This is a genomic window from Pseudomonas sp. MUP55, from assembly GCF_034043515.1.
Classification (GTDB): Bacteria; Pseudomonadota; Gammaproteobacteria; order Pseudomonadales; family Pseudomonadaceae; genus Aquipseudomonas.
In genome coordinates this window covers 5,819,152-5,835,589 of record NZ_CP138214.1, presented here as the reverse complement: position 1 = coordinate 5,835,589, position 16,438 = coordinate 5,819,152, and the positions used below count along the sequence as shown (strand labels likewise).

The 16,438-nt window shown below is 60.5% G+C and carries 15 protein-coding genes; 10 read left to right on the top strand and 5 right to left on the bottom strand.

The genetic code is table 11. The features are described 5' to 3' along the window. Positions 1 to 221 precede the first annotated feature (221 nt). The 5 genes from SC318_RS26430 to SC318_RS26410 all read left to right on the top strand — a co-directional run bounded on the left by SC318_RS26430 (position 222) and on the right by SC318_RS26410 (position 6,819). A complete protein-coding gene (locus tag SC318_RS26430) occupies positions 222 to 2,255 on the top strand; it encodes an ABC transporter permease subunit (RefSeq protein ID WP_320431299.1) in 2,034 nt (677 codons plus the stop codon). Between the two features lie 15 nt (positions 2,256 to 2,270). Further along, positions 2,271 to 3,941, top strand: coding sequence for a phosphate ABC transporter permease PstA (gene pstA / locus SC318_RS26425; RefSeq protein WP_306490911.1), 1,671 nt, complete (start codon positions 2,271 to 2,273; stop codon positions 3,939 to 3,941). Positions 3,942 to 4,034: 93 nt separating this feature from the next. Further along, positions 4,035 to 4,868 carry a phosphate ABC transporter ATP-binding protein PstB gene (gene pstB / locus SC318_RS26420; protein WP_320429059.1) on the top strand — a complete coding sequence of 278 codons (834 nt, stop codon included), beginning with the start codon at positions 4,035 to 4,037 and terminating at the stop codon, positions 4,866 to 4,868. A gap of 111 nt (positions 4,869 to 4,979) precedes the next feature. After that, the gene (gene phoU / locus SC318_RS26415) at positions 4,980 to 5,741 is read left to right on the top strand and encodes a phosphate signaling complex protein PhoU (protein WP_065953276.1); all 762 of its coding nucleotides are present in this window, start codon (positions 4,980 to 4,982) and stop codon (positions 5,739 to 5,741) included. A 169-nt stretch (positions 5,742 to 5,910) separates the two neighbouring features. Beyond that, positions 5,911 to 6,819, top strand: a complete 909-nt coding sequence (locus tag SC318_RS26410) for a response regulator (protein WP_320429058.1) — start codon at positions 5,911 to 5,913, stop codon at positions 6,817 to 6,819. 71 nt (positions 6,820 to 6,890) lie between these two features. On the opposite strand, the gene SC318_RS26405 is transcribed toward SC318_RS26410, so the two are convergent. The 3 genes from SC318_RS26405 to phoB form a co-directional block, all read right to left on the bottom strand. After that, positions 6,891 to 8,231: a hemolysin family protein gene (locus SC318_RS26405; protein WP_320429057.1), complete on the bottom strand. Its 1,341-nt coding sequence runs from the start codon at positions 8,229 to 8,231 to the stop codon at positions 6,891 to 6,893. A gap of 265 nt (positions 8,232 to 8,496) precedes the next feature. Next, positions 8,497 to 9,783 (bottom strand): phosphate regulon sensor histidine kinase PhoR, encoded by a 1,287-nt coding sequence (gene phoR / locus SC318_RS26400; protein ID WP_320431298.1) that lies wholly within the window; start codon positions 9,781 to 9,783, stop codon positions 8,497 to 8,499. A 140-nt stretch (positions 9,784 to 9,923) separates the two neighbouring features. Beyond that, positions 9,924 to 10,613, bottom strand: coding sequence for a phosphate regulon transcriptional regulator PhoB (gene phoB / locus SC318_RS26395; protein WP_003195617.1), 690 nt, complete (start codon positions 10,611 to 10,613; stop codon positions 9,924 to 9,926). Positions 10,614 to 10,767: 154 nt separating this feature from the next. Here phoB and SC318_RS26390 point away from each other — a divergent pair, with 154 nt between their 5' ends. Then, on the top strand, positions 10,768 to 11,145 hold the full coding sequence (locus SC318_RS26390) for a COG4315 family predicted lipoprotein (protein WP_320429056.1): 378 nt from the start codon (positions 10,768 to 10,770) through the stop codon (positions 11,143 to 11,145). Positions 11,146 to 11,264: 119 nt separating this feature from the next. Here SC318_RS26390 and ubiA read toward each other — a convergent pair whose 3' ends face one another. Together ubiA and SC318_RS26380 are read right to left on the bottom strand one after the other, a co-directional pair. Next, positions 11,265 to 12,155 (bottom strand): 4-hydroxybenzoate octaprenyltransferase, encoded by an 891-nt coding sequence (gene ubiA / locus SC318_RS26385; protein WP_320429055.1) that lies wholly within the window; start codon positions 12,153 to 12,155, stop codon positions 11,265 to 11,267. Then, positions 12,155 to 12,718, bottom strand: a complete 564-nt coding sequence (locus SC318_RS26380; RefSeq protein ID WP_320429054.1) for a chorismate lyase — start codon at positions 12,716 to 12,718, stop codon at positions 12,155 to 12,157. Before SC318_RS26380 ends, ubiA begins: the two co-directional genes overlap by 1 nt. 194 nt (positions 12,719 to 12,912) lie before the next feature. On the opposite strand from SC318_RS26380, the gene SC318_RS26375 reads away from it, so the two are divergent. The 4 genes from SC318_RS26375 (at position 12,913) to SC318_RS26360 (ending at position 16,054) form a co-directional block, all read left to right on the top strand. Then, positions 12,913 to 13,080 (top strand): rubredoxin, encoded by a 168-nt coding sequence (locus tag SC318_RS26375; RefSeq protein WP_065953270.1) that lies wholly within the window; start codon positions 12,913 to 12,915, stop codon positions 13,078 to 13,080. Positions 13,081 to 13,116: 36 nt separating this feature from the next. Beyond that, on the top strand, positions 13,117 to 14,265 hold the full coding sequence (locus tag SC318_RS26370; protein WP_320429053.1) for an NAD(P)/FAD-dependent oxidoreductase: 1,149 nt from the start codon (positions 13,117 to 13,119) through the stop codon (positions 14,263 to 14,265). A gap of 190 nt (positions 14,266 to 14,455) precedes the next feature. Beyond that, the gene (locus SC318_RS26365; RefSeq protein ID WP_320429052.1) at positions 14,456 to 14,731 is read left to right on the top strand and encodes an HU family DNA-binding protein; all 276 of its coding nucleotides are present in this window, start codon (positions 14,456 to 14,458) and stop codon (positions 14,729 to 14,731) included. Between the two features lie 276 nt (positions 14,732 to 15,007). Then, positions 15,008 to 16,054, top strand: coding sequence for a hypothetical protein (locus SC318_RS26360; protein ID WP_320429051.1), 1,047 nt, complete (start codon positions 15,008 to 15,010; stop codon positions 16,052 to 16,054). Positions 16,055 to 16,438: the final 384 nt, after the last annotated feature.

Genomic DNA, 16,438 nt, shown 5'->3' with positions numbered 1-16,438 from the left:
CGACTTCCCCTCCCAAGCGCATTGATTTCAATACGCCTGAGCTGCAACGCAAGCGCCGCATTCGCGCGCTCAAGGATCGCTTCACCCGTTGGTATGTGCTGGTCGGCGGCCTCGCCGTGCTGGCCGCCATTACCCTGATTTTCTTCTTCCTCGCCTATGTCGTCGCGCCGCTGTTCCAGGGCGCCTCGCTGACCAAGGAAGAGGCGCTGACGCCCGCCTGGATGCAGGACGCCGGCAAGCCGTTATTGATCTCGCTTGAAGAACAGAACCAGGTCGCCATGCGCGTTTCCGACAAGGGCCAGGCGCTGTTTTTTGAAGTCGACACTGGCGCTGAACTCAAGCGCGTCGACCTGCCACTGCCGGCCGGTACCCAGGTGGTGTCCATCGGTGAAGACCAGCCGGGCAGCCCGCTGGTGATCCTGGGCTTGTCCAACGGCCAGTCCATGGTGTTCCGTCACACCTACAAGGTGTCCTACCCGGACGGCAAGAAAACCATCAGCCCGGCGATCGAATACCCTTACGGCGAAACGCCGATCGCGTTGGATGAAGCCGGCCGCCCGTTGGAACACGTTGCGCTCAATGCCACCGATACATCCCTGGTGGTGGCCGGCTCGGCCGGTGCGCACTTGAATGTGCTGACCCTGAGCCGCGAAGAAAACATGATGACCGGCGAAGTCACCAGCGAGCAGAAGCGTGTCGAACTGCCGCAAATGACCGAACCGGTGAAGGCGATCTTCATCGACCCGCGCCAGCAATGGCTGTATGTGATCAACGGTCGCGCCCTGGCCGATGTGTTCAGCCTGCGCGACAAGAGCCTCAACGGTCGCTACAAACTGCTTGAAGACGGCAACGCCGAAGTCACCGCCAGCACTCAGCTGGTGGGCGGCATCTCGCTGATCGTCGGTAACTCCAAGGGTGGCCTGGCCCAGTGGTTCATGGCCCGCGACCCGGACGGCGAGCAGCGCCTCAAGCAAATCCGTACCTTCCAGATGGGCACCGCGCCGATTGTGGAAATCACCGCTGAGGAACGTCGCAAAGGCTTCACTGCCCTCGACGCTTCCGGCCAGTTCGGCGTGTTCCACAGCACCGCGCACCGCACCTTGCTGGTTGACCCGGTGGTCGACGGCCAAGGCGTGTTCGGCCTGTCGCCACGGGCCAACCGCGTGATTGTCGAGGCCGGTGGCAAGCTGCAGCCGTTGCTGCTCGACAACCCGCACCCGGAAGTGTCCTGGAGCGCGCTGTGGAGCAAGGTCTGGTACGAGAACTACGACGAGCCTAAGTACGTCTGGCAATCGACCGCCGCCAACACCGACTTCGAACCCAAGATGAGCCTGGCGCCGCTGACCTTCGGTACGCTCAAAGCTGCGTTCTACGCCATGCTGCTCGCCGCGCCACTGGCTGTCGCTGCCGCGATCTACACCGCTTACTTCATGGCCCCGAGCCTGCGCCGCAAGGTCAAGCCGGTGATCGAACTGATGGAAGCCATGCCGACGGTGATCCTCGGCTTCTTCGCGGGCCTGTTCCTGGCGCCCTATGTCGAAGGGCATCTGCCGGGGATCTTCAGCCTGCTGATGCTGCTGCCGATTGGCATCCTGGTGGCCGGTTTTGTGTTCAGCCGCCTGCCTGAGTCGATCCGCCTGCGCGTTCCCGATGGCTGGGAAAGCGCGATCCTGATTCCGGTGATCCTGTTCGTGGGCTGGCTCTCGCTGTACATGAGCCCGTACCTGGAAACCTGGTTCTTCGGCGGCGACATGCGCATGTGGATCTCCCACGACCTGGGCATCACCTACGACCAGCGCAACGCTCTGGTCGTCGGCCTGGCCATGGGTTTCGCGGTGATCCCGAACATCTACTCCATCGCCGAAGACGCCGTGTTCAGTGTGCCGCGCGGCCTGACCCTGGGTTCCCTGGCCCTGGGCGCCACGCCCTGGCAGACCATGACCCGCGTTGTGATCCTGACCGCCAGCCCGGGCATCTTCTCCGCGCTGATGATCGGCATGGGCCGCGCCGTGGGCGAGACCATGATCGTGCTGATGGCCACGGGTAACACGCCGGTGATGGAGATGAACCTGTTCGAAGGCCTGCGCACCCTGGCGGCTAACGTCGCGGTGGAAATGCCCGAGTCGGAGGTGGGCGGCAGTCATTACCGCGTGCTGTTCCTCTCGGCGCTGGTGCTGCTGCTGTTCACGTTCATCATGAACACCCTCGCCGAGCTGATTCGTCAGCGTCTGCGCAAGAAATACTCGTCGCTTTAAGAAAGGTAGAAGTCTGTGAAACAGAACTCCCTGAATGGATGGTTCAAGAGCGGCGCCCCCGGCGTCTGGATCAGCGGTGGCGCGGTGTCCATCGCGGTCATCATGACCATTGGCTTGCTGGCCGTGATTGCAGTGCGCGGCCTGGGCCACTTCTGGCCGGCTGACCTGATCCAGGCCAACTACAACGTACCGGGCCAGGCCAACCATATCGTCATCGGCGAAGTGGTGCAGAAGGAAGAAGTCCCCCGCGAGCGCCTGAAAAGCGCTGGCCTGCCGGTGCCCGATGAGGGCCCGGAGTTCATGACCCGCGAGCTGATCAAGGTCGGCAACCGCGACTTGAACGGCAATGACTTCACCTGGATCGTCGGCGAATGGTTGAAGGACCAGACCAAGCCGGTGCAGTTGATGGCCATCGAGCGGCGTGAGTGGGGCAACTTTTACGGCACCCTGGTCAACGTCAAGCAGGACGGCAAGATCATCGCCGAAGGCGAGGCCGCGTGGCCGGAGCTGCAGGCTCGCGTGGATCGCGTCAACAAGCTCGCCGCCCAGCTCAAGAGCCTGGAAAAAACCGATATCGGTGCGATCAACGCCGGGCTGGAGCGCATCCGCCTGCACGGTCGCAAGCTGGAACTGGAAGGCAAGCTCGACGCTGCCGCCCAAGCCGACATGGACGCCGACCGCGCCGAACTGAACGCCCGCTACCAGGACATCGAAGCGCGGCTGGCCGACCTGCATGCCCAGTTCAACCGCGACGCGCTGACCGCCCGCGACGGCAATGGCAAGGAAATCGAAATCGGCATCGGCAAGGTGGTGCACGCCTACCAGCCGAACGCCATGGGCACCCTGACCAAGATCGGCTTCTACTTCAGCAAGGTCTGGGAGTTCTTGAGCGACGACCCGCGGGAAGCCAACACCGAAGGCGGGATCTTCCCGGCGATCTTCGGCACCGTGATGATGACGTTGATCATGGCGATGATCGTGACGCCGTTTGGCGTGCTGGCGGCGGTGTACTTGCGTGAATACGCCAAGCAGAACGCCCTGACGCGGATTATCCGAATAGCGGTGAACAACCTGGCGGGCGTACCGGCCATCGTTTACGGCGTGTTTGGCCTGGGCTTCTTCGTGTATGTACTGGGCGGTTCGGTGGACCGGCTGTTCTTCGCCGAAGCCTTGCCGGCGCCGACCTTCGGCACCCCGGGCCTGCTCTGGGCCTCGCTGACGCTGGCGCTGCTGGCGGTGCCGGTGGTGATCGTGGCGACCGAAGAAGGCCTGGCGCGGATTCCTCGCACCGTGCGCGAAGGCTCACTGGCGTTGGGCGCGACCAAGGCGGAAACGCTGTGGAAGATCGTGCTGCCGATGGCCAGCCCAGCGATGATGACCGGCATGATCCTCGCGGTGGCCCGTGCCGCCGGTGAAGTGGCGCCGCTGATGCTGGTCGGCGTGGTCAAGCTGGCCCCGTCGCTGCCGCTGGACGGCAACTACCCGTACCTGCACCTTGACCAGAAGATCATGCACCTGGGCTTCCATATCTACGATGTCGGTTTCCAGAGCCCCAACGTCGAAGCGGCGCGCCCGCTGGTATACGCCACCGCGCTGCTGCTGGTACTGGTGATCGCCACGCTCAACCTGTCGGCGGTGTGGATACGTAACCATCTGCGCGAGAAGTACAAGGCGTTGGACAGCTAAAGCCATTAGCCACAAGCGGCAAGCTGCAAGCCGCTTTTGCTCAAATCTTGCAGCTTGCAGCTAGAAGCTTGCAGCTACGAACGGAGTGAGACCATGCAACACGATACCCAATCCCACGGCATCAACATGTCTGCCCTGGGTCGCGACAAGCAGAGCCTGAGCCTGGCCCAGGAAACCGTGGCCATCGAAGTGCCGGGCCTGAGCCTCTACTACGGTGAAAAGCAGGCGCTGTTCGACGTCAGCATGAACATCCCCAAGCAGCGCGTGACCGCCTTCATCGGCCCGTCGGGCTGCGGCAAGTCCACGCTGCTGCGCACCTTCAATCGCATGAACGACCTGGTGGACGGTTGCCGTGTGGAAGGCGCCATCAACCTCTACGGCACCAACATCTACCGCAAGGGCGAAGACGTGGCCGAGCTGCGTCGCCGTGTGGGCATGGTGTTCCAGAAGCCCAACCCGTTCCCCAAGACCATCTATGAAAACGTGGTCTATGGCCTGCGCATCCAGGGCATCAACAAAAAGCGCATCCTCGACGAAGCCGTGGAGTGGGCGCTCAAGGGTGCCGCGCTGTGGGATGAGGTCAAGGATCGCCTGCACGAGTCCGCCCTGGGCTTGTCCGGCGGTCAGCAGCAGCGCCTGGTGATCGCGCGCACCATTGCCGTGGAACCGGAAGTCTTGCTGCTCGACGAACCGTGCTCGGCCCTCGACCCGATCTCGACGCTGAAAGTCGAAGAACTGATCTACGAGCTCAAGTCCAAGTTCACCATCGTCATCGTCACCCACAACATGCAGCAGGCGGCGCGGGTTTCCGACTACACCGCGTTCATGTACATGGGCAAGCTGGTGGAGTTTGGCGACACCGACACCCTGTTCACCAATCCGGCGAAGAAGCAGACCGAAGACTACATCACCGGTCGTTATGGCTAGCCCCAGCTGCAAGCCGCAAGGTTCAAGCGGCAAGTAAAAGCAGTTTGATCAACGACACAAATCAGCTTGCAGCTTGTAGCTTGCGGCTTACAGCGTTTGCGGAGCAAACCCATGATTAGCAAAGAAGGCCTTACCCACCACATCTCCGCGCAGTTCAACGCCGAGCTTGAGGAAGTGCGCAGCCACCTCCTGGCGATGGGCGGCCTGGTGGAGAAGCAAGTCAACGATGCGGTCACCGCGCTGATCGAGGCCGACTCGGGCCTGGCCCAGCAAGTGCGTGAGATCGACGACCAGATCAACCAGATGGAACGCAACATCGATGAAGAGTGCCTGCGCATCCTGGCCCGTCGCCAGCCGGCGGCCTCCGACCTGCGTTTGATCATCAGCATCTCTAAATCGGTGATCGACCTGGAGCGTATCGGCGACGAAGCCACCAAGATCGCCCGCCGCGCCATCCAGTTGTGCGAAGAAGGCGAAGCGCCGCGTGGCTACGTGGAAGTACGTCATATCGGCGACCAGGTGCGCAACATGGTGCGCGATGCCCTCGACGCCTTTGCGCGTTTCGATGCGGACCTGGCGCTGTCAGTGGCCCAGTACGACAAAGTCATCGACCGCGAGTACAAGACCGCCTTGCGTGAGCTGGCCACCTACATGATGGAAGACCCACGCTCTATCTCGCGGGTCTTGAGCATTATCTGGGTACTGCGCTCGCTGGAGCGTATCGGCGACCACGCGCGCAATATCTCGGAATTGGTGATTTACCTGGTGCGCGGCACGGACGTGCGACACATGGGCCTCAAGCGCATGAAAGCCGAAGTTGAAGGCAACGCTGATCTTATCCCTAATGTTCCGGGCGAATCTGACGATAAGTAAGGTTGCCCGAGAAATTAACGCCCGGCCATTGGCCGGGCGTTTTCGTTTGTGGGCGAGCCGAATTTTATTGCGGGTAGGGCGAAATAAGTCCTAACGTGACTGCAGAGTTTTGGCAAAATGCCATCAGTCAGGCGTACTGCCAGCCAAGGTTTTATAGGATGAAGGGTCGATGAGTAAAGTCAGTGTGTTGGTGGTGGATGACGCCTCGTTTATTCGCGACCTGGTGAAGAAGTGCCTGCGCAATTACTTCCCCGGGATCAAGATCGAAGATGCGGTGAACGGCAAGAAGGCGCAATCCATTCTGATGCGCGAGACCTTCGACCTGGTGCTGTGCGACTGGGAAATGCCGGAGATGTCCGGGATTGAGCTGTTGACCTGGTGTCGTGAGCAAGCCCATCTGAAGGCCATGCCGTTCGTGATGGTGACCAGCCGTGGCGACAAGGAAAACGTGGTGCAGGCGATCCAGGCCGGTGTGTCCGGTTACGTCAGCAAACCGTTCACCAACGAACAGTTGCTGAACAAGGTCAAGCAGGCCCTGCACAAGATCGGCCGCCTCGACGCGTTGATCGCCAGCGCGCCGACCAAGATGAACTCGGCCTTCGGCAACGACTCCCTGAGCGCGCTGACCGGTGGCAAGCCTGAAGCGGTCAAGCCTGCAGCGGCGCCAGTGGCGGCAGCCCCGAGCAAAGGCCTGCTCAACAGCGCGCCGGTCGCCGCTGCTGCGTCCGCTGCGCCTGCCGGCGGTCGTGGTCAGGGTCAGTTGCGCCTGTCCAGCGGCACCCAGCAATGCGTGATCAAGGCGCTGAGCATCAAGGAAGCGTTGTTGGTGGTGCGGCGTGGGGATGTACTGCCTCAGGTGCTGGAAAGCGCCGTGCTCGACCTTGAACAAGGCGAGAACGCTGAAGTGGCGCGTCTCAATGGCTACCTGCATGCAATCGTCGCCTACGAGCCCAAGCCCGACAGCGACTGGCTGCAGCTGACCTTCCGCTTTATCGACCAGGATGCGCAAAAGCTGGACTACATCTCCCGCCTGATCGCGCGCGGTACGGCGCAGAAGCATTTCGTGCCGGGCGCGTAATCTAGAGAGCACCGCCTGACCAATGTGGGAGGGGGCAAGCCCCCTCCCACATTGAGACCGCATGCCTGCTGTCAGTCCAGCATCAGCACCTTGGCCAGGACGATCTTCGGCCCTTTCATCTTCTTGATGATGATCCGCAAGCCTTCAACCTCCAGCACTTCTTCCTCTTCCGGCACCCGTTTGAGGGTGTCGTAGATCAGGCCGGCCAGGGTTTCGGCTTCGATGTGGTCCAGGTCGATGCCGAGCAGGCGTTCTACCTTGAACAGCGGGGTGTCGCCACGCACCAGCAGCTTGCCCGGCTGGTAGGCGAGAATGCCGCGTTCGGCCTTGCGGTGTTCGTCCTGGATATCGCCCACCAGCACTTCCAACACGTCTTCCATGGTCAGGTAGCCGATGATCTTGCCGTCGGCTTCCTCTACCAGGGCGAAGTGCGCGCCGCCTTTACGAAACTGCTCCAGCAACTGCGACAACGGCATGTGGCGCGACACGCGCTCCAGCGGGCGGGTCAGTTCGGCCAGGTTGAACGACTCGGGGATATGGTCCAGGGCCGCCAGTTCCAGCAGCAGGTCCTTGATGTGCAGCAGGCCCACGAACTCGTTGCGCTGCGCGTCGTACACTGGGTAGCGGCTGAACTTGTGGCGACGGAACTGCGCGAGGATTTCCTTGAGCGGGGCGTTGAAGTCCAGGGTGACCAGGTCTTCGCGGGAGTTGGCCCAGTCCACCACTTCCAGTTCGCCCATTTCCACGGCGGAGGCGAGCACGCGCATGCCTTGGTCGCTGGGGTCCTGGCCACGGCTGGAGTGCAGGATCAGCTTGAGCTCTTCGCGGCTGTAATGGTGTTCGTGATGCGGGCCAGGCTCGCCTTGGCCGGCGATGCGCAGGATGGCGTTGGCGCTGGCGTTGAGCAGGTAGATGGCCGGGTACATCGCCCAGTAGAACAGGTACAGCGGCACGGCGGTCCACAGCGACAGCAATTCGGGTTTGCGAATGGCCCAGGATTTGGGTGCCAGCTCGCCGACCACAATGTGCAGGTAGGAAATCACGAAGAAGGCGGCAAAGAACGACACGCCCTTGATCACTTCCGGCGACTCGACGCCCACGGCGCCCAGCAACGGCTCGAGGATATGCGCAAAGGCCGGCTCACCGACCCAGCCCAGGCCCAGCGAGGCGAGGGTGATACCCAGCTGGCAGGCCGACAGGTAAGCGTCGAGCTGGCTGTGCACGGTGCGCAGGATCTGCCCGCGCCAGCCGTTGGTGTGGGCAATGGCTTCGACTCGGGTCGAGCGCAATTTGACCATGGCAAATTCCGCCGCAACGAAGAAACCGTTGAGCAGTACCAGGACCAGTGCAAAAAGAATCATGCCGAAATCGGCAAAGAGTGTCGCGAGGGTGATACCAGGGGAAGGGTCCATGATGGGGTTTTGCAGGTTCCGTGTGTTCAATAGGGGACAGGTGGGCCTGAAAGGCAGGCACAAGTCGGCCAATGTAGCGGCTGACGGGGCGCTTGCCTAGTACTCACTGCCGGGTGGGGCCTGGAACCTGTTCTCTTGCAGCATACAAATCCAATGTGGGAGGGGGCTTGCCCCCGATAGCAGTGTGTCAGCCAGCACATCTGATACTGATACACCGCTATCGGGGGCAAGCCCCCTCCCACATTAGTTTTGTAGTGTCTGCGGGTTATTCGTCTGTGCCAATCGCCCGGGAACGGGTCACCTGCGCCGGCGGAAAGTGGCAGGTAAAGGTGCTGCCATGCCCCAGCACGCTGCTGATCTCCAGGCGGGCGCGATGGCGCAGCAGCACGTGCTTGACGATCGCCAGGCCCAGCCCGGTGCCGCCGGTGTTGGAGTTGCGGCTGGAATCGACGCGGTAGAAGCGTTCGGTCAAGCGCGGCAGGTGCTTGGCGTCGATGCCAATGCCGGAGTCCTGCACGCTCAGGTGCGCGCCATGGCCATCGGCCCACCAGCGAATACGGATATTGCCCTTGTCCTGGGTGTACTTCACCGCGTTGAACACCAGGTTGGAGAACGCACTGCGCAACTCGCCCTCGCTGCCCTTGAGCAACACCAGCGGGTCGGCTTCCAGGGTGATCTGCTGGCCGCGTTCGCCGGACAGGGCCTGGGCATCGTTCTTGATGGTCTGCAGCAGGCTTTGTACGGCCACGGGGTGGTTATCCGACGGATAATCAGTGGCCTCCAGCTTGGCCAGCAGCAACAGGTCGTTGAGCAGGGTTTGCATGCGTGAGCCTTGCTGCTGCATTTGCTGCAGGGCGCGGCTCCAGCGCGGGTTGATCTCCTCGACATTGTCCAGCAGCGTCTCCAGATAGCCGCAGATCACCGTCAATGGCGTGCGCAGTTCGTGGGAGACGTTGGCGACGAAGTCCTTGCGCATTTGTTCCAGCTGATGGATACGGGTCACGTCGCGCACCAGCATCAAGTGTTCGTTGTTGCCGTAGCGCGTCAGGTACAGCTGGATACGCACGCGGTCGTTGGTGGGCGAGGGGATTTCCAGGGCTTCTTCGTAATTGTCCTGCTCGAAGTATTCCTTGAAGCGCGGGTGGCGTACCAGGTTGGTCACCGGCTGGCCGCTGTCCTGGGGCGTCTTGAGGCCCAGCAGGGTCTCGGCGGCGCGGTTCCACCATTCCAGGTTGCCGTCGCTGTCGAGCATGATCACTGCGTCCTTGAGCGCAGCAGTCGACTCTTGCACCCGGTCGATCACCGCTTGCAGGCGCCCGCGTACCCGTTGGTCGCGGCGCTGCAGGTGATAGATGCTGTCGAACACCTCGCCCCACAGGCCGTAGCCGTCGGGTGGTGCTTCGTCGGGTTGGTGCTGGCGCAGCCATTCATGCAAACGCAGCAACTGTTTGAGGGTCCAGCCCAGGTACAGCGCGATGCCGATGGCCAGGCTCCAGCCGTAATAACCGCTGATCAGCCCGACCAGCAGGCAACCGGTGACCAGCAGGAGCATGTGGCGTATCAGGGTGCCATGCCAGTTTTGGTTCAAGGTGCGTCCTTCGGAGCAGTTTCAAGTTTCAAGTTTCAAGCTGCAAGCTCCAAGCTAAAGCAGTCCCGCTTTGAACTTGCGGCGTGTGGCTAATTGCTTGTAGCTCAACCTTTGGTTGAAAACCGATAGCCCGTGCCGCGCACGGTTTGTACCAGATTCTCATAGGCATCGCCCAAGGCTTTGCGCAGGCGGCGGATATGCACGTCCACGGTGCGCTCCTCCACGTACACATTGCCGCCCCACACCTGGTCCAGCAGTTGGCCGCGGGTGTAGGCGCGTTCCTGGTGGGTCATGAAGAACTGCAGCAGGCGGTATTCGGTCGGGCCCATTTCGGCGGGCTTGCCGTCGATGGTCACGCGGTGGCTGATCGGGTCCAGAATCAGGCCGTCGACTTCGATGGGGGCTTCGCCATCGGTCGGGCCGGCCCGGCGCAATACGGCTTTGAGGCGCGCTACCAGTTCGCGCGGGGAAAAAGGCTTGGTGATGTAGTCATCGGCGCCGACTTCCAGGCCCTGGATCTTGTTGTCCTCTTCGCCCTTGGCGGTGAGCATGATGATCGGGATATCCCCGGTCAGCTCGTCACGCTTGAGACGCCGAGCCAGCTCGATCCCGGAGGTGCCGGGCAGCATCCAGTCGAGCAGGATCAGGTCCGGCTTGCGGTCGACGATGATGGCATGGGCCTGCTGGGAATTCTCCGCCTCCAGGCAGTCGTAGCCGGCCATTTCCAACGCAACGGCGATCATCTCGCGAATGGGCGCTTCGTCGTCAACAATCAGAATGCTCCTGCCAACCATGCTCAAAATCCTCTTGTCATTTAACTGTCTTGCGCCGCATTAGATAACGGAATTATTGCAGTCGTGTGACAGTAATTTAGTCGCTTGGGCAAATCACGGCACTCTGGACTAACCTTTGGGTCCGAATCCTGACAACCACAAAAGGAAGGTTCCGATGACTCACAGCACGATTTCCTGGAAAGCCCTGCTGGTAACGGCCGCGTTGACGCTGCCGGGCCTGGCCTTTGCCGCAGAACCTGCGATGACGAAAGACGGGATGCTGGTCGATCACAAGGGCTTGACCCTCTACACCTTTGACAAGGATGCCGACGGCAAGTCCGTGTGCAAAGACCAGTGCGCGACCAATTGGCCGCCGTTGCAAGCTGAGTCTACTGACAAGTCAGAGGGTAAATGGACGGTAATCACCCGCGACGACCAGACCAGCCAGTGGGCCTACGACGGCAAGCCGGTCTACACCTACAAGGATGACGAGAAGGCAGGGGACAAGACCGGTGATGGCAAGGGTGGGGTTTGGCACATCATCAAGCCTTGATTGCTCGGCGCTGCTGAAACCATCGGGGGCAAGCCCCCTCCCACACTTGATCTGCGAACGCTTTCAAATGTGGGAGGGGGCTTGCCCCCGATAGCGTCAGAACAGTCGCCGCAAGCCTCTCATCGCCACGCGTAGTCAGCCACAATCCCCACGAAAATCGCCAACCCCGCCCAATGGTTATGTAAAAACGCCTTGAAGCACTTCATGCGGTCCCTGTCGCGGGTATACCAGAACTCCCAGGCAAAACAGCCCGCTGCCGCCAGCAACCCGAGGTGGAACCAGCCGCCCAGCTCGAACCGGGCCCCCGCCAGCAACAGACACACCAGCGCCAGGCCCTGCAGCGTGAGGATGATTACCCGGTCAGCATCACCGAACAGGATCGCGGTGGATTTCACCCCGATTTTCAGGTCGTCGTCGCGGTCGGTCATCGCGTAATAGGTGTCGTAACCCACCGTCCATAACAGGTTGGCGATGTACAGCAGCCACGCCTCGGCCGGCAGATGGCCGGTCTCGGCAGTGAACGCCATCGGCATGCCCCACGAAAACGCCGCGCCCAACACCACCTGCGGGTAGTAGGTGTAGCGCTTCATGAACGGGTAACTCGCCGCCAGCGCCAGCCCGCCAAGTGACAGCAGGATGGTGCTGGCGTTGGTCAGCAGCACCAGCAGGAAGCTGATGCCCATCAGCAGCGCGAAAAACACCAGCGCCTCTTTCGAACTGATCTTGCCGCTGACCAGCGGACGCTGCTCGGTGCGCTTCACATGGCCGTCGACCTTGCGGTCGGCCCAGTCATTGATCACGCAGCCACCGGCGCGGGTCAGCACCACGCCCAGCACGAAAATCACGATATTGAGCAGCGACGGCGAGCCCTTGCCGGCGATCCACAGCGCCCATAGCGTCGGCCACAGCAGCAGGTAGATGCCGATAGGCTTGTCCATGCGCGTCAGTTGAATGAAATCCCAGGCCCTGGGGTTCAGGCGATTCAAGGATTTGAGCACACGTTGGTACATCAGCGGTTCTCCGGATGGTCATGCAGCGCATGCCAGAAACTCGGCAGGAAGACTTCCGCCACCAGCACGCTCAACGATCCGCGATCAAAGCGCGAGCGGCGCGCCCACAGCCCGTCGGCCTGGTCCGCCGCGGGCAGCCATTGCCCTGGGTAATGGCACACCTCGATGGGCTGGCGGGTAAAGGCGCGGTCGCAGAACAACAACTCGCCCAGCGACCGGCTGCCCAGTTCGTCCATGTGCAAGCCATCGCCCTGCAAGGCGCTGCGTGACGCGACACTGCGGGCAAATACCCAAGGCTGGTCATGCCCGCGCAGATACACCTCGCGCACCCAGCCAATGCTCGCTCGAGGCAGGTCCAGCGCCGCACATTCATCGTCGCGCAACGGCTGCCAGCCTTCGAGCAGTGGCGTCACGCTGAAGATGTCGTTGGACAGCCCGGTCAGCCTGCGCGTCAGCGAGCCCTCATCGAACAGCCAATCGAGGGTCAAGGGCGCAGGCATTGGGCTTAGACGGCTCTGGGACAGCCATTGGCAAGCAGCGGAAGGGGCGATTGAGTGCGGCACGGCGAGTCAATTTTGGCAGCAAAAGAGGCGGCGAGCTTACCATGGCGTCCTGAATTTTTGCCGGGCTGAACCGGCCGTTTACGCCGATCGTGCTTGCATCTGCCGGCTGCGATCAGTACAAAACGCCCTGAGCCGAGCGGCAGCGCAGGTTATCGACCGTCGGCCAAGATGCCTGGACCCTGAGGAAGCACGTAATGAAGAAGTGGCAATGTATCGTCTGTGGCCTGATCTACAACGAAGCGGATGGCTGGCCGGATGACGGAATTGTGCCCGGCACCCGTTGGGAAGATGTCCCCGAAGACTGGCTGTGCCCAGACTGCGGCGTGGGCAAGATGGATTTCGAAATGATCGAAATCGGCTAATTTGAAGTTTACGAAACGTACTACAAGGAGAAAGGAATGAACTCACCTGTCGTGATCATCGGCACAGGATTGGCCGGTTACAACGTAGCCCGGGAGTTTCGCAAGCTCGACAGCGACACTCCATTGCTGCTGATCACCGCAGATGATGGGCGCTCCTACTCCAAGCCCATGCTCTCCACCGGTTTTGGCAAGAACAAGGAAGCCGATGGCCTGAGCATGGCTGAACCTGGCGCCATGGCCGAGCAACTCAAGGCGCAAGTGCGCACCCACACGCGCATCAGCGGCATCGACCCAGGCCACAAGCGCCTGTGGATCGGCGAGGAATCGGTGGTCTACCGCGACCTGATCCTGGCGTGGGGCGCAGAGACCGTCCGCGTGCCGGTCGAAGGCGATGGCGCCGAACTGATTTTCCCGATCAACGATCTCGAAGACTACGCCCGCTTCCGCGCCGCGGCTGCCGGCAAACGCCGCGTGCTGGTGCTGGGCGCCGGCCTGATCGGCTGCGAATTTGCCAACGACCTGATCCTGGGTGGTTATGAGGTCGACCTGGTCGCGCCGTGTGAGCAAGTCATGCCGACCCTGCTGCACCCGTCGGCTGCGGCTGCGGTGCAAGCCGGGCTGCAAGGGATTGGCGCGCGTTTCCACCTGGGGCCGGTGCTCAACCGTCTACAGCGCAGTGCTGACGGCCTCGAAGCCCATCTGTCCGACGGTGAAGTGATTCATTGCGACCTGGTGGTTTCCGCCATCGGCCTGCGCCCGCGCATAGACCTGGCAGCGGCAGCCGGCCTGCAAGTCAACCGCGGCATCATGGTGGACCGTCACCTCAAGACCTCTCACGCCAATATCTACGCTTTGGGCGACTGCGCCGAAGTCGACGGCTTGAACCTGCTGTACGTGATGCCGCTCATGAGCTGCGCCCGCGCCTTGGCCCAGACCCTGGCTGGCAACGCCACGGCCGTCAGCTACGGGCCGATGCCGATTACCGTGAAAACCCCAATCTGTCCGCTGGTGGTCTCGCCACCGCCACGCGGCAGCGAAGGCGTGTGGAGCGTCGAAGGCGAGGGCGCCGATATCAAGGCCCTGTGCCGCGACGCCAGCGGCCGCCTGCTGGGCTACGCACTGACCGGCACCGCGGTCATGGAAAAACTGGCATTGAACAAGGAACTTCCGCCGCTGCTGGCGTAAATGCCGGTCGTTCTGTCGGAATAAGCCCCTTCTTACCCTTAGAAAGGTCGCGGCGACACTGGCGGAGCGTGCGAGGGCATGCCATCCTCACTCCCGTCTGCCGCAGAGTAGAGCCTGCGGCGCCTTGGCGCTGCTCCACCAGAGAGCAGCACGGACATAACAACAAAAAACCGTCAAAGAGGCTTCACACATGCGTAAACCAGATCTCGCCGCCGCCATCGCGGAAAAAGCCGATCTCACCAAAGAACAGGCCAACCGCGTACTCAACGCCGTTCTCGAAGAAATCACCGGCGCCCTGCACCGCAAGGACAGCGTCACCCTGGTTGGCTTCGGCACCTTCCTGCAACGCCACCGCGGCGCCCGCACCGGCAAAAACCCACAGACCGGTGAGCCGGTGAAAATCAAGGCCAGCAACACTGTTGCGTTCAAGCCAGGCAAGTCGCTGAAAGATACCGTTAACGAGTAACCGGCAGTACCGTCTCGAAAGGGGGCGGGGCGGTAGGAGAAATGGGCACGCCGACGGGGTTGGGTGCCCATTTTCTGTGGGAAGAAGAAAAGTTGTTGAGCTGTTGTATGGTTTCATTTTATGTATTTTAGGAACTTGCTGCGCAAGTTGTGATGTGCGTTTGCGAATGTTTTTATTGTCTAAGTAGTTATAGTTTTGGAACTTATTTGTGCGAAGCGTCACTTAGGTTTCGAGGTTGCAGGGAGCCCTCTCTAATAATTACTTAGAGGTCTATTTATGAAAGTGTCCGACCAGTCATATATTCCGCTACTTGTTCCAACGGTTCAGTCAAAAAAACCAGGTGTTACCACTTCAGCAGTTTCAGGCAATCATGTGGCAGCTCCAGACCGTTCGCACGTTGAACAGAGCCTGAATAACGAAGATGGTCGCTTGTCCCGATACCCCGCCGCAAGTGATCAAGAGAATCAGGCCAGATATAAGCGCGCAGGCTTTAGGTTTAAGCCCCGCAAGCCTCCAAAGGCCCCCAAGGACCCCATGCCCCTGCCACCTAGCATGGAAAAACCAGCGAAGTCCCCGGTGCCATCGAAGCCGGCAGAACCAGCGAAGCCCCCGGTGCCATCTAAGCCGGCAGAACCAGCGAAGCCTTCGGTGGCACCCAAGTCCCCAAAACCAACAGGTGGGTCAAAGGGTGTGCAGGGCGCCGTCAATAACTCGCAATCCATTGGCAACTTACACAACGCAAATGCGTTCACGCCATTATCCAGTCAACTGGCGTCCAGCGTGCGCAACTCCTTATTAAGTGCATCCGTAGGTACATTGATTCAATTGCCCTTCAGTGTGGCAGAGCATGTAGGCTCTAAAGCCATCGCGGACAGAATTGATGCGCAAGCTGAAATGCCGGGTGCAGAAAAAAAGAACGCGGATGGCACTGTCACTACGGTAGACCCGTCCGCGACGCAACAGCAAAAATTGGACGCGCGTCTTGAAGGCGCCGAAATAAAAACCGAGCTGATGGTCAACAATATTCTTTCCATCAACGAAGGGAAAAACGCGAAGGCTGTGGGTAAAGACCCGAGTGCGCCCACTGACACTCCTTCAAGGCTTACGGCACTTGAGAAAAGAATGGACGCCATAGAAGAACAGATGGAATCCATTGGAGAACGCTACGGGATTGTTTACAAACCTTATGTTGCACTCGACTCGTCGCAAGCGCCGACTGATGAGTCACGTATGAAAGATATTGAAGGGCGTTACGCTTACATGAACAAGATGACCAAGGTGTTGATAGCGTCGAGGACCGCAATTGTAGAAGACGAAGAGTGAAACTTCGGTAGTGCCAATCAATAATCTCAGGCCACAGCGTCAACGTTTGAAGGTTGATCTGTGGCCTGCGATGCGATCTTGGCAAATGGTTCGATCTCAGACCGTCCACCCATGTTGGGCGCACCATTTCTGTACGTCCGCGATCAGCGCCGCTGAAACCGGCTGGAGATTAGGCAGTTTTTTCTCGTATTTTTTAATGCTCTCAATAAAAAAGTAATAAACGCCGCACTAATAATTTGCGCTGAGCGACCATATCTTTTTTATGCGGAATAAAATTTTCCTCATTCATGGCAATATCGAGACCGAACATTTTGTCTTTGGCGTAGTAACGGCAAAATGTCTTACGTTCTAGGGCCTTCGGCAGGCATCGCATACAGACCGCCA

Coding starts and splice junctions, on each gene's coding strand:
- SC318_RS26430 (WP_320431299.1), top strand. CDS start 222: ATGCAGGACGCCGGCAAGCCGTTATTGATCTCGCTTGAAGAACAGAAC.
- pstB (WP_320429059.1), top strand. CDS start 4,035: ATGCAACACGATACCCAATCCCACGGCATCAACATGTCTGCCCTGGGT.
- phoU (WP_065953276.1), top strand. CDS start 4,980: ATGATTAGCAAAGAAGGCCTTACCCACCACATCTCCGCGCAGTTCAAC.
- SC318_RS26410 (WP_320429058.1), top strand. CDS start 5,911: ATGAGTAAAGTCAGTGTGTTGGTGGTGGATGACGCCTCGTTTATTCGC.
- SC318_RS26405 (WP_320429057.1), bottom strand. CDS start 8,231: ATGGACCCTTCCCCTGGTATCACCCTCGCGACACTCTTTGCCGATTTC.
- phoR (WP_320431298.1), bottom strand. CDS start 9,783: ATGCTCCTGCTGGTCACCGGTTGCCTGCTGGTCGGGCTGATCAGCGGT.
- phoB (WP_003195617.1), bottom strand. CDS start 10,613: ATGGTTGGCAGGAGCATTCTGATTGTTGACGACGAAGCGCCCATTCGC.
- SC318_RS26390 (WP_320429056.1), top strand. CDS start 10,768: ATGACTCACAGCACGATTTCCTGGAAAGCCCTGCTGGTAACGGCCGCG.
- ubiA (WP_320429055.1), bottom strand. CDS start 12,155: ATGTACCAACGTGTGCTCAAATCCTTGAATCGCCTGAACCCCAGGGCC.
- SC318_RS26375 (WP_065953270.1), top strand. CDS start 12,913: ATGAAGAAGTGGCAATGTATCGTCTGTGGCCTGATCTACAACGAAGCG.
- SC318_RS26370 (WP_320429053.1), top strand. CDS start 13,117: ATGAACTCACCTGTCGTGATCATCGGCACAGGATTGGCCGGTTACAAC.
- SC318_RS26365 (WP_320429052.1), top strand. CDS start 14,456: ATGCGTAAACCAGATCTCGCCGCCGCCATCGCGGAAAAAGCCGATCTC.
- SC318_RS26360 (WP_320429051.1), top strand. CDS start 15,008: ATGAAAGTGTCCGACCAGTCATATATTCCGCTACTTGTTCCAACGGTT.